This window comes from Mesorhizobium sp. M0815 (assembly GCF_040319995.1).
Classification (GTDB): Bacteria; Pseudomonadota; Alphaproteobacteria; order Rhizobiales; family Rhizobiaceae; genus Mesorhizobium.
The window spans coordinates 92,583-105,074 of the sequence record NZ_JAMYOU010000006.1; the positions used below are offsets into that span (position 1 = coordinate 92,583).

Annotated in this window: 12 protein-coding genes; 4 read left to right on the forward strand and 8 right to left on the reverse strand. The window is 62.7% G+C overall.

Features of this window, described 5'->3' with window-relative positions; genetic code table 11:
• Positions 1-96: 96 nt before the first annotated feature.
• The gene (locus NKI01_RS09775) at positions 97-345 is read right to left on the reverse strand and encodes a DUF6290 family protein (RefSeq protein ID WP_352482964.1); all 249 of its coding nucleotides are present in this window, start codon (positions 343-345) and stop codon (positions 97-99) included.
• 59 nt (positions 346-404) lie between these two features.
• A complete protein-coding gene (gene ettA / locus NKI01_RS09780; protein ID WP_023720834.1) occupies positions 405-2,054 on the reverse strand; it encodes an energy-dependent translational throttle protein EttA in 1,650 nt (549 codons plus the stop codon).
• A gap of 242 nt (positions 2,055-2,296) precedes the next feature.
• On the opposite strand from ettA, the gene NKI01_RS09785 reads away from it, so the two are divergent.
• Complete coding sequence (locus NKI01_RS09785; protein ID WP_352962992.1) at positions 2,297-3,592, forward strand: GGDEF domain-containing protein; 1,296 nt, start codon at positions 2,297-2,299, stop codon at positions 3,590-3,592.
• A gap of 28 nt (positions 3,593-3,620) precedes the next feature.
• Here the strand turns inward: NKI01_RS09785 and NKI01_RS09790 are convergent, their stop codons facing one another.
• The 4 genes from NKI01_RS09790 to NKI01_RS09805 form a co-directional block, all read right to left on the reverse strand.
• Complete coding sequence (locus NKI01_RS09790; protein WP_352482961.1) at positions 3,621-4,235, reverse strand: hypothetical protein; 615 nt, start codon at positions 4,233-4,235, stop codon at positions 3,621-3,623.
• Positions 4,236-4,309: 74 nt separating this feature from the next.
• A complete protein-coding gene (locus NKI01_RS09795; protein WP_352482960.1) occupies positions 4,310-5,323 on the reverse strand; it encodes a ribonuclease T2 family protein in 1,014 nt (337 codons plus the stop codon).
• A 118-nt stretch (positions 5,324-5,441) separates the two neighbouring features.
• On the reverse strand, positions 5,442-5,891 hold the full coding sequence (locus NKI01_RS09800) for a MarR family winged helix-turn-helix transcriptional regulator (RefSeq protein ID WP_352482959.1): 450 nt from the start codon (positions 5,889-5,891) through the stop codon (positions 5,442-5,444).
• Positions 5,888-6,673, reverse strand: a complete 786-nt coding sequence (locus NKI01_RS09805) for an alpha/beta fold hydrolase (protein WP_023720840.1) — start codon at positions 6,671-6,673, stop codon at positions 5,888-5,890. Before NKI01_RS09805 ends, NKI01_RS09800 begins: the two co-directional genes overlap by 4 nt.
• 265 nt (positions 6,674-6,938) lie before the next feature.
• Here NKI01_RS09805 and NKI01_RS09810 point away from each other — a divergent pair, with 265 nt between their 5' ends.
• The 3 genes from NKI01_RS09810 to NKI01_RS09820 all read left to right on the forward strand — a co-directional run bounded on the left by NKI01_RS09810 (position 6,939) and on the right by NKI01_RS09820 (position 10,859).
• Positions 6,939-7,874, forward strand: coding sequence for an alpha/beta fold hydrolase (locus tag NKI01_RS09810; protein ID WP_352590000.1), 936 nt, complete (start codon positions 6,939-6,941; stop codon positions 7,872-7,874).
• Between the two features lie 163 nt (positions 7,875-8,037).
• Positions 8,038-9,213, forward strand: coding sequence for a CaiB/BaiF CoA transferase family protein (locus tag NKI01_RS09815; protein ID WP_352962996.1), 1,176 nt, complete (start codon positions 8,038-8,040; stop codon positions 9,211-9,213).
• Positions 9,210-10,859 carry a thiamine pyrophosphate-binding protein gene (locus NKI01_RS09820; protein WP_023720843.1) on the forward strand — a complete coding sequence of 550 codons (1,650 nt, stop codon included), beginning with the start codon at positions 9,210-9,212 and terminating at the stop codon, positions 10,857-10,859. The genes NKI01_RS09815 and NKI01_RS09820 overlap by 4 nt, the downstream gene beginning before the upstream one ends.
• 40 nt (positions 10,860-10,899) lie before the next feature.
• Here the strand turns inward: NKI01_RS09820 and NKI01_RS09825 are convergent, their stop codons facing one another.
• Together NKI01_RS09825 and NKI01_RS09830 are read right to left on the reverse strand one after the other, a co-directional pair.
• Positions 10,900-11,343, reverse strand: coding sequence for a CHRD domain-containing protein (locus tag NKI01_RS09825; protein WP_352495157.1), 444 nt, complete (start codon positions 11,341-11,343; stop codon positions 10,900-10,902).
• Positions 11,344-11,495: 152 nt separating this feature from the next.
• The gene (locus NKI01_RS09830) at positions 11,496-12,467 is read right to left on the reverse strand and encodes an ABC transporter substrate-binding protein (protein ID WP_023675876.1); all 972 of its coding nucleotides are present in this window, start codon (positions 12,465-12,467) and stop codon (positions 11,496-11,498) included.
• Positions 12,468-12,492: the final 25 nt, after the last annotated feature.

Sequence of the window (12,492 nt, forward strand, 5' to 3'; positions counted from 1 at the left end):
AAACTCTTTGATACAGGAATTCTAGGACACGGCGCTAGTCCTTCGGTGAAAGCCCTTCAATGTCTTTTTCGGCTCGCGTAAACTCGACCTGCCAACTCATTCAGCGGCAGGTTTCTTGTGCCGCTCCTCGACTTCGCGAAGTTCAAGCTTCCGGATCACCTCTTCCAACGGAATGCGTACGCCGTCGTCATCCCTCAGGCGTTCCTCCGCAATCCTGGCATCCTGCCAATCCTCAATGGTTTCGAGGATCGTTTCAACTGCGACCTGATCGATCGTACGGCCGCTGGCCTTGGCAATATCGGCCAGCAGCTTCTCGGCTTTTTGCGGCAATTTGACCGTGATCATGGGCAACTCCATCCGATCAATTTAGGCCAAACGACGATCGCCCGCAACGGATCGAGACCCTACCTCGTCAGCCGCTTATACGTCATGCGGTGCGGATTGACGGCATCGGGCCCGAGTCTACGGATCTTGTCCTGCTCGTAATCCTCGAAATTGCCTTCGAACCATTCGACATGGCTGTCGCCCTCGAAGGCGAGGATGTGCGTCGCCAGACGATCGAGGAACATGCGATCGTGCGAGATGATGACGGCGCAGCCGGCGAAGCTCTCGAGCGCGTCTTCAAGTGCGGCCAGCGTTTCGGTATCGAGATCGTTGGTCGGCTCGTCGAGCAGCAGCACATTGCCGCCGGTCTTCAGCATCTTTGCCAGATGCACGCGGTTGCGCTGTCCGCCGGACAGGTTGCCGACCTTCTGCTGCTGATCGCCGCCGCGGAAATTGAACGACGCGCAATAGGCGCGGGTGTTGGCTTCGAACTTGCCGAGCTTGACCACTTCGGCGCCGCCCGAGATCTCTTCCCAGACGGTCTTGGTCGGGTCGAGTGCGTCGCGGCTCTGGTCGACATAACCGAGCTTGACCGTCTCGCCGACGCGGATGGTGCCGGCATCGGGCTTTTCCTGGCCGGTGATCATGCGGAACAGCGTCGTCTTGCCGGCGCCGTTCGGGCCAATGACGCCGACGATGCCGCCGGGCGGCAGCTTGAATTCGAGATCGTCGATCAAAAGCGTGTCGCCAAAGCCCTTCGACAGGTCCTCGACCTCGATCACCACATTGCCGAGCCGCTCGCCATGCGGAATGACGATCTGCGTATCGCTCGGACGCCGCTTGTCGGCCGCATCCAGCAGATCCTGGAACGCCTGGATACGGGCCTTCGACTTGGTCTGCCGGGCTTTCGGGCTGGACTGGATCCACTCGCGCTCGCGGCCGATCGCCCGCTGGCGCGCATCGTCCTCGCGGCCTTCCTGCTTGAGCCGCTTGGCCTTGGCTTCGAGATATTTGGTGTAGTTGCCTTCGTACGGGATACCGCGGCCGCGATCGAGCTCGAGGATCCAGCCGGTGACATTGTCGAGGAAGTAGCGGTCGTGGGTGATGATCATCACCGCGCCCGGATAGGCGCGCAGATGCTTTTCCAGCCACGCCGTCGTCTCGGCGTCGAGATGGTTGGTCGGCTCGTCGAGCAGCAGAAGGTCGGGCTGGCGCAGCAAGAGCTGGCAGAGCGCGACGCGACGGCGTTCGCCGCCCGACAGCTTGGTGACATCGGCCTCCTTGGGCGGGCAGCCGAGTGCCTCCATCGCCATCTCGACCTGCTGCTCGAGATCCCACAGATTGAGCCGGTCCATCTCGTCTTGCAGCTTGGCCGACTCGTCCGCCGTCTCGTCGGAATAGTTCATCATCAATTCGTTGTAGCGCTCGATGATCGCGGTCTTGGCGGCAACGCCTTCCATGACGTTTTCGAACACATTCTTGTTCGGATCGAGCGCCGGCTCCTGCGCCAGGTAACCGACGGTAGCACCCTCGGCCAGCCAGGCCTCGCCGCTCCACTCCTTGTCGATGCCGGCCATGATCTTGAGAATCGTCGACTTGCCGGCGCCGTTGGGACCGAGGATGCCGATCTTGGCGTCCGGGTAGAAGGACAGATGGATGTTCTCGAGCACCTTCTTGGTGCCGTAGGCCTTGTTGAGGCCGGCCATGTGATAGATGAACTGGCGTGCCACGCGCGCTTTCCCTGAAAAGTCGACTGATGTCGGATTGAATGGAAGTTGGGGGCTATGTAAGCGATGCGGCCCCGAACGGCAAACAGTTTTGGTCCCAGGCGGAGTTGGTCGCACCGCGAACGCTTAGCCGCTTCATTTCGTGCCGGCGCCCGGGCGAAAGCTCCGGTTAACCATTCCGCGTCAAAACAGTGTTTGGATGGGAAATCGCTGGCAGCCGCGATTTCGGGGAGAGAGATCGGGCCGTGTTGAACAGTTTCCTGCTTTTTGCCGAAGCGGTTCTCTATTTCGGCATCATGGTCACGCTTTTCCGGTTCAGGGGCCGCATCGGCCTCGGTGTCTTTGTTTGCGCCATTGGCGTCATGCATTTCCTGGAAACCTATCTCGCCAGCGTCTTCTACGTCGCGCTGCCGTTCGGCATGGTATCGCCGGGTTCGGCCGTGCTGTTTTCCGGCAAGCTGGTCATGCTGCTCCTGCTCTACATCAAGGAGGACGCGGCAACTGTCCGGCAGCCGATTTACGGCCTGCTGCTCGGCAATGCCCTGATGATCGGGCTCGTGCTGATCCTGCGCCTGCATGACATCGCACCGCTGCCCGACGGCAAGCTTCCCGACATCGGCTTCATCGACGAGATGGGCTGGCTGATGGTGTGGGGCACGACGCTGCTGTTCGTCGACGCCATCCTGATCATCCTGCTCTATGAAAAGCTCGGCAAATATCTGCGCAAGGCGCTTTTCACCCGCATCCTGGTCTCCGTCGCCTGCGTGCTCACCTTCGACCAGGCAGGCTTTTTCACGGCGCTGCATTTCGTCACCGGTGCGCCGGTCGCGGTGTTCTTCGGCGGCTGGTTCGCCAAGATGGCAGCGGCCCTGGTCTACAGCACCATGCTGGTCGCCTATATCAGGTGGTTCGAGGCGCGGCAGGTGCCGGCGCCGCGCGGGCTTTCCGACATTTTCGACACGCTGACCTATCGCGAGCGCTATGAGGCGCTGGTCGAGCATGTCGGTCGCGACGGCCTCACCGGCCTCCTGCACAGGGGGCGCTTCGACAGCGATGGCGAGGCCGCCGTCGCCGCCAGCCTGCGGACTGCCAGGCCGCTCAGCCTGCTGATCATCGATGTCGACCACTTCAAATCGATCAATGACCGCTTCGGCCACGCCGAGGGAGACAAGGTGCTGAAAGCCCTGGCGATTTTGCTTGGCGAACTTGTCGGGACCGAAGATCAATTGTTCAGGATCGGCGGTGAGGAATTCGCCATCCTCTGCTGGCGTCCACGGCCGCTCGCCAGACTGCTGGGCGAAACCGTCAGGCAAGCGGTCAAGACGTCTGCGAGCACCAGCCGGTTCGACATCACCGTCAGCGCCGGCATCTCGACGGTCAGCGAGACGACGCGTTGCCTTGCCGATCTCTTTGCGCTGGCCGACCAGCGTCTCTACAAGGCCAAATCGACCGGACGCGATCGCGTTGTCGGCGAACCGGGTGGCAACGAAGCAGACGGGCGCAACACATGGAACAGGCCGGAGCGCAGCGCCGGCGCGTAACTCTCACTCTGGTCTCGGATTGGCGCAATCAGGATTGTTTGCGCCGCTGCCATGCGCCGATCGCAACCGAAACCGCCATCAACCCGATCGCCAGCCATTTCATTGCCGCGATGACCGGGCCGGCATCGATGTCGTAGGCGATGAACAGAAGAATGCCCGGCACCAGCAGGCCGCAAAGCACGAGCGTGATCCGGTTGATCTGCCATGACACTTTTGCCGCAAGCATCTGGTCGCCGGGCACGGCGACAAGCGCGGCCCGCATTGCCTTCGGCGCGACCAGCGCGGTCGAGAGACGCAGCGAAATCGGCAAGCCGATGCCGATGATCAGCAAGGCGCATGCCGCCAGGAGCAGCGAAAACTTGAGCGCACTGGTTTCGGGTGGTACCGGGAACAGCAGCGTCGCCAGCGGCAGGAAGACACAGAAGATCCCGAGCGCGGCGATGGCGATGAAGATCGCCGCGTTGACCAGCGTGAACAATTGGTAGGTGCCGCCGCCGATCGGTTTGGCCAGCGTGGTCATGCGCGCCCACTCCACTTCGGTGTAGGAAAAGCCCGGCCATTCCATATGGCCGTCTCGGATCGCCGTCATGCCCCTGGCCCAGAACGCCAGCCGCGCCAGCGCCCCGTTCGTCATGCCACTCATCGCCACCCCCTACGAATGTGTGCCTTCAAGACCATACCACCCCCGGCGCAAGGCGACAGTCGCGTTCGGCCTGTCTACTGGAACCCGACGGCGTCGACGGTACCCTTCGGACAACCCACCTTGGCTGTCGGTGCCGAGGCAAGCAGCAGCGCACCGAGCGAAGAGTTCGAAGCGATCGGGCCGGCCAGGCCGAGCGTCAGCTCGTCGATCAGCCGCCTGCCGCTCGAGGGATCGACCACGCAGGATACGCGGACCCGGTCGCCCGCGCCTTTGCCGAAGGCGCTGTCGAAGGTGCTGCGGATCTGATCGGATGTCAGCTGCTTGCCGACGTTCCTGGTGAAGAGATCGCGCACCGGCGACGCGTTCACCGCTTGCATCAGGTTCAAAGCGTCGGAGAAATACTCCTGCTGGCTCTTGCCGTAGCAGGTGCCGTGCTTGATCCATTCATGCCTTTCGAGGGCGGATGCGGTGCCCGGCATCACCTGGTCGAGTTCCGATCGCGTATTCGGGTCCAGCGTGACCGGCGGCAAATCCCGCCAATGTGCCGGATCGTCGTTCGCCTTGTCGCTTGCCGCGACCTGGCAATAGAAATTTCCATTCGGTTGCGGCCACAACCCATGCAAGGTGAAGTGGGTCGCATCGAAACCGGCGGCGGTCTGCGCCCGGCATTCGGTCTTGCTGGATTTGGTCTCACAGAAAGCCGGCTGCCAGCTCAGCGCGAAGACATATTCCGGCTTTCCGGACGCCGATGGCTTGTTCGGCTCGGCAGGCGCCGGTGCAGCCGGTATCGTCGACGCGCTGCCGCCCGAAACGTGACCGCAGCTGATCTTAACCCAGCGGCGCTCCGGATCGGCGCCCGGAACGCGGATGAGATAGTGCGTGGGCGCGTCCTTGTTGCCGGCCAGCAGATCGTAACTCTGGCCAGCCGCGGTCGAGACGTTGCGGGGATTCTTGCCGCTCTTGATCGCCTGCGTTGCCGGACAGGCGGCATCGGCGACGAAAGAGCCGGTCATCTTCACATCGGCCCGCGCCGCGCTTGCGCCAGCAAACGCAAGAAACACCGCCCCCCATATCGCCCAAATCCGCATTCCGGCACTCCTCGTATTCACGCCGCAAGCTAGAACTTGCGACATGTCAGAATTACGATTTCTTTCGTCGGCCGTAAAAACAATCGCCAGCGCATTGAGACGGTTCCCGTGTGGTCGATCAGGATCCGCCCGCCTCCACGCGTTCTGTCAAGGTGCGCAGCAGATCAAGCGAGGCTTTTAGCGCGTCGGCGTCCATACCCTCCGAAACGCGGTTCGCCCAAACATGCTGGCGTGTGCCGATATTCTTGACCGCTGCCCGGCCGGCATCGGTTATCGACAACAGCTTGGCGCGGCGATGCGCTGGGTTGTCGGCATAGGCGGCAAGCCCCTCCGCAGCCAGTATGTCGGCCAGCCGCTGTACGCTCTGACGGGCGAGACCCATGTCGCGGGCGACGTCGGCCACGGATTTCGGCTCCTTCAAAACCGCACCCAAAACCTGCCAGCGCGCTGCCGTCAGCCCGGTTGGAGCGGCCAGCCGGTCGGCCGCATCCAGAAAACTGCCGTTCATCCTGAACACGGCAAGCACGAGTTCCGTGAACACATTTGCCGCTTCGGTCCTGGTCGTCATTTCTGGCCGGCCTCGATGGTCGCGACGAAATTATTAACGGCTTCGGCTACGACCTCGGGCTTGTCAAGCATCACCCAATGGCCGCTGCCCGCCACGATCTGGCGCGGAATGTCCGTGCGCAGCCGGTAGAGCGCGGCTGGAGTGTCACTGGCCTCGGTAGCCAATACGAACATAGGCCCGCGATACGCATTGAGTGCCGGCTCCGGGTTCCATTCGGCCAGTGCCTTGCCGACACCTGCCCTCGCCGCCGGATCGACCACTGCCACATCGGCCAGAACACGCTGGCGAACAGCCGCGTTAGGGCCGGCAATCGACGTGTAATAGGCGTTCAGGACATCGCGGCCTTGCGGACCGGCCAGATCGCGGACAAAGCCGTCGCGAATCGCCTGCGGCAGCGCACGAGGATTGGTCGCCGGGTCGACGAGCAAGACACCTGCGACCCGGTCGGCATGGCTGGCGGCATAAGCGAGCGCCACACCACCGCCGCCGCTGTGCGCGACAATGAGAAACCGCTTCAGGCCAAACGCGTCGGCCACGGCACCGACATCCATTGCACGGCCGTCATAGCCATAGTCACCGTCCTGCGCCGGCGCGGAGGCGCCATGGCCGCGAAAATCGAAGGCTACCGCCTCGCGGCCTTCGACGGAGAGCTGCATCACCCGGTCCCAGTGGGAAGCGCGGCTGCAATCTCCATGCAGGAACAGGATCGGCAGGCCATTGCCGGCGTTGATCCTATAAGTGGCAAGCTGGCCTTGCGGGCCTGGAACGGTGGACGTCATCATGGGTCATCTCCCTGGTTTCCTGACTGAACGCAGCAATCCCTGGCAACAGGGTGGCCGTCGTGAAGGCGAAGCCCGCCAGCAAGATTGCACGCCGCGAAATGGCCCCGGTGGTTTTCATAGTCATACCCCCAATCTGCTGGCCAATTGACAGTATGCTGTCATGTAATCATATTGACAGCATACTGTCAACTAGCGTCGAATGGGTACCCTACGTCTCTTGACGTCGATCGCTGCGTCGCCCAACAGTCGCCGACGGGAGCGAGACATGCCATTTGACAAGCAGAGGATGCTGGCATCGCCGACCGGCGCCGAGCTCAACCTTTATGTGAAACACGCCACAGGCCAGCCGCGCGCCATTGTCCAGATCAATCACGGGTTGGCCGAGCACGCGGCGCGCTATGCCCGCTTCGCCGATTTCCTCGGCGCGCGCGGCTACCAGGTCTACGCGCACGACCACCGTGGCCACGGCGTCACCAAGGCGCCCGACGCGCCACCTGGCAGGTTCGCCGATGCGGATGGAGGTGCCAAGGTCATCGCCGATGTCGCTGCCGTCCATGATCTGATCGCCAGGGAACAGCCCGGCCTGCCGGTCATCGCCTTCGGTCACTCCTTGGGCGCGTCGGTCGCTCTGAACTTTGTCCTCCGCAACTCGGCGCGCATCCATGCCGCCGCGATCTGGAACGGCAATTTCTCTGCCGGACTGCTCGGCCAAATCGCGCTGGGCATGCTTGCCTGGGAAAAGTTCCGGCTTGGCTCAGACGTGCCGTCGCGCATGCTGCCCCGGCTGACGTTCCGGGCTTGGGGCAAGGCAGTGCCCGATCGCCGGACGCCCTTCGACTGGCTGTCGCGCGATGCCGCCGAAGTCGAGAAATACATCGCCGACCCGCTCTGCGGCTGGGACGCATCGGTGTCGATGTGGCAGGACATCGTCAAGATGACGCTGCATTGCGGCCGCGACCGCAATTTTTCCGGCGTGCGGCGCGACCTGTTCGTCAATCTGGTCGGAGGCGAGCAGGATCCGGCCTCGGACGGCGGCAAGGCGGTCAGCCATCTCGCCGGCCGGATGCACATGCTGGGCTTTTCGAATCTCGTTTCAAAGGTTTACGCCGAAACCCGCCACGAGAGCCTGAACGAGGTCAATCGAGACATCATCATGGAGGATTTTGCCGCTTGGGCCGATCGCGTGCTGAGGGCGCCTTGATACTTGGCCCATTGCAAGGGCCGTGACAGCGGCACCCGGGATTGATAGTGGGATGTCGCCCAAACATGCCCTTGGGCTCGACCCGAGGGTGCGCAGCGGTTTTGGGATAACGACATGCACAAAAAACATCTAAGCCTGCGCTTTCGGCCAACCACGGTGATCCATGACTGAGCCTCCGCTCAAAGGCATCCGCGTCATCGAACTCGCACGCATCCTCGCCGGGCCATGGGCCGGGCAGCTGCTTGCTGACCTCGGCGCCGACGTGATCAAGGTCGAGAGCCCGGACAGCGGCGACGACACCCGCAAATGGGGACCGCCCTTCGTCATCGGCCATGATGGCGAGAACCTTTCGGCCGCTTATTACCATTCCTGCAACCGCGGCAAGCGCTCCATCGCCATCGACTTCTCGACGCCCGAGGGCGCCGAGACGGTGCGCCGGCTGGTCGCGACCTCGGAAGTGCTGATCGAAAACTTCAAGGTCGGCGGACTTAAGAAATACGGCCTCGACTATGACAGCCTGAGGAAAATCAACCCACGGCTGATCTATTGCTCGATCACCGGTTTTGGCCAGTCGGGACCGTATGCGCCGCGCGCCGGTTATGATTTCATCATCCAGGGCATGGCCGGCATGATGTCGATCACCGGCGAAGCCGGCCGCGGACCGCAGAAGGCGGGCGTGGCTATTTCAGATGTCTTCACCGGGCTTTATTCGGTCGTTGCCATCCAGGCGGCACTTCGCCACGCCGAGAAGACCGGCGAAGGCCAGCATATCGACATGGCGCTCTACGACACCCAGATCTCAACGCTCGGCAACCAGAACCTCAACTATCTCGTCTCCGGACAATCGCCGGTGCAGATGGGCAATGCGCATATGAACATCGCGCCCTACGAGGTGGTGCCGGTGAAAGATGGCCACATCATCCTGGCGGTCGGCAATGACGGCCAATTCGCAAAGTTTTGCGCTGCCGTCGGCCTCGATGAGCTGGCTTCGAACCCTGACTTCGCCACCAATCCCGCCCGCGTCGCCAACCGGGCAAAGCTGCGCGAGCACATGGTCGAGGCGCTGAAGGTCTTCGATCGCGACCCGCTGCTGGCCAGGCTGGAGACAGCCGGCGTGCCGGCCAGCCCGATCAACAATATCGGCCAGATGTTTGCCGACCCGCAGACCATCGCGCGCGGCATGCGGCTCGACCTCGATGACGGCCATGGCAATCTCTTGCCCTCGGTGCGCGCGCCGATGGTCATGTCCGGCACGCCGCTGGTCTATGAACGGCCGTCGCCGCGTCTCGGCGAACACACCGAAGAAATCCTTGCCGAACTGGAGAGGTCAGGAAAATGAAGACCGGCGGACAACTCATCGTCGATGCGCTCGAAGCCAACGGAACGGACCGTATCTATTGCGTGCCCGGCGAATCCTATCTGGCGGTGCTCGACGCGCTGCATGATTCGCCAATCCGCACCATCGTCTGCCGCCAGGAGGGCGGTGCCGCAATGATGGCCGACTGCCATGGCCGCCTGACCGGCAGGCCCGGCATCTGCTTCGTCACCCGCGGCCCAGGCGCCACCAATGCCTCGGCCGGCATCCACATCGCCATGCAGGATTCGGTCCCCCTCATCCTGTTCATCGGCCAGGTCGCCAGCCACGCCAAGGGGCGCGAGGCCTTCCAGGAGGTCGACTATGTCAGGTTCTTCGGCGATATCGCCAAATGGGTGGTCGAGATCGACGACGCCGCGCGCATCCCCGAATTCGTCACACGGGCATTTGCAGTGGCGACGTCCGGCCGCCCGGGCCCGGTCGTCATCTCGCTGCCCGAGGACATGCTGACCAGCCTTGCCGAGGCACCGGAAGCCCGGCATTACACCCCTGTCGAGACGCGGCCTGGCGAAGCCGAGCTCGACGCGCTGGACGAGCTGCTCAACAAGGCAAAGCGGCCGTTCGTCATCCTTGGCGGTACGCGCTGGGATGCGCAGGCCGTTGCACGGATGCGGACGATAGCCGAAGCCTGGTCGCTGCCGGTCGGCTGCTCCTTCCGCCGCCAGATGCTGTTCGACCATCTCCACGCGAACTATGCCGGCGATGTCGGCATCGGCATCAATCCCAAAGTGGCAACCGCCATCAAGCAGGCCGACCTTGTGCTGCTGATCGGCGGCCGCATGGGCGAGATGCCGTCATCCGACTACACGCTGCTGAAGAGCCCCTACCCCGACCAGACGCTGGTCCATATCCATGCCGACGCCGGCGAGCTCGGCCGCGTCTACCGGCCGGCGCTGGCGATCAATACCTCGCCTGCCGCTTTCGTCGAAGCCTTTGCCAAACGCAAGCCGGCCGCAACGCCGGTGTGGGCGGCGGAGGCAGCGAAGCTGCACACCGCCTATCTCGACTGGTCGACGCCTCCGGAGAGCGGCCCCGGCGCCGTGCAGATGGGGCCGATCATGAATTATCTCGAAACGATGCTGCCGGACGACGCCATCCTCACCAATGGCGCCGGCAACTACGCCACCTGGGTGCATCGCTACCATCGCTTCCGGCGTTTCGGCACGCAGGCAGCACCCACATCCGGCTCGATGGGTTACGGCACGCCGGCGGCCGTCGCCGCCAAACAGCTTTTCCCCGACCGCGACGTGATCGCCTTTGCCGGTGACGGCTGTTTCCTGATGAACGGGCAGGAATTCGCCACCGCCGTGCAATACGGGCTGCCGATCATCGTCATAGTCGTCAACAACGGCATTTACGGCACCATCCGCATGCATCAGGAGCGCGAATATCCGGGCCGTGTCGTCGCCACCGATCTGAAAAACCCCGACTTTGCTGCTTTGGCCCGTGCCTATGGCGGCCATGGCGAGACGGTGGAAAAGACCGCCGACTTCGCGGCGGCCTTCGAGCGCGCCCGTGCTAGCGGCAAGCCGTCGATCGTCGAGATCAGGCTCGACCCCGAAGCCATCACGCCGACCCGCACGATGACCCAGATTCGCGACAAGGCCTGACAAACAGGGTGGTTGCCCTGTTTTTGTCGTCTTGATGTGCCTATTTGACCTTTTCGATCTGGCCGCGGATCTCGCCGTCGGCGTGGGCCGCGGTGTGGATGTTGACGTAATATTTGCCCGCCTCAAGATCGGTGGCCTGGGCATCGGTCAATGTCGCCGAACCCTTGATCGGGCTCTTCAGCTTGCCTTCGAACGGCACCACTGGATCGGCGTTTTGACCCTCTGCCGCCGGGCCGTGAATGTGTGCGGCCTTCGCCGGCCCGCTGAGGCCGGAATATCTCACCGTCCAGCTGAGTTTCTTGGTGGCGGTGTTGAATCTGAGCGTGGCGGTGCCCTTGCCCTTCGTGGTGACGGGCGGGTTCTGCTGAGCACCATCGAGCGTCGCCGTCATCTTTATAGTTTCGGCCAGGGCCGGTGAAGCAGAGAAGATGGCTGCAGAAATGGCCAGCGCCGAAAGCATCGGCGTGAAGGACTGGATGCGCATGGAAACCTCCGTTGTGACACCCTTGAGGCGGATGCACCGGCACAACGATTTTGCGAGCGGATGTTTCCACCGGTAACGTTCATTTTACATCCCACTAAAAAGGGGCGGTCGCCCGCCCCTTTCGGTTTCCAACGGAGCCGGTTTGACAGCCCCTATTTGATGGCCTTGTCGGTGATCGCGGTCGTGTAGGCGCCGGTAGGCTCCTTGCTGATGATCTTCTGGTCGAGCAGCGCCTTCGCGGTGCGCTCGTACGTCGCCGGATCGAGCTTGCCATCGGCATTGTCGATCAGCTTGGCGACTTCGCCCATCATCCGCTTCTGGTGGTTCTCGTCCTGGCCGCCATTGTCCATGACGATGCCGGCCGCCTCGTCGGAATTGTCGACGGCGTATTTCCAACCCTTCATCGAAGCGCGCACGAAACGCACCATCTTGTCCTCGAAGGCCGGATCCTTGAGCTTGTCCTCCAATGCATAGAGCCCGTCTTCGAGCAGATCGTTGCCCATGGCGGAATAGTTGAAGACAGTCAGCTCTTCCGGCTTGTAGCCGGCGTCGATGAGCTGCCAGTATTCGTTATAGGTCATGACCGAAATGCAATCCGCCTGCTTCTGGATCAGCGGCTGCACGTCAAAGCTCTGCTTGAGCACGGTGACGCCGTCCGGCCCGCCGTCGGTCTTGAGGCCAAGCTTGTTCATCCAGGCATAGAACGGATACTCGTTGCCGAAGAACCAGACGCCGAGCGTGTGGCCCTTGAAGTCGGCTTCCGTCTTGATCGGGCCGTCCTTCGGGCAGACCAGCTCCATGCCGGCCTTCTTGAACGGCTGGGCGATGTTGACCAGCGGCACGCCCTTTTCGCGTGCAGCCAGCGCGCCGCCCATCCAATCGACGATGACGTCGGCGCCGCCGCCGGCAATGACCTGCTCGGGTGCGATGTCCGGGCCGCCGGGCTTGATGTCGACGTCGAGGCCTTCGGCGTCATAGAAGCCCTTGGCCTTGGCGACATAATAGCCGGCGAACTGTGCCTGCGTGACCCATTTCAGCTGCAGCGTCACCTTATCCGCGGCCATCGCCTGAAACGCGGCAAGCGACATCGCGCCGGCCAGCATCGAAACAACAAGTCTTTTCATGTTTTTACCCTCTGAAGTTAGCGCC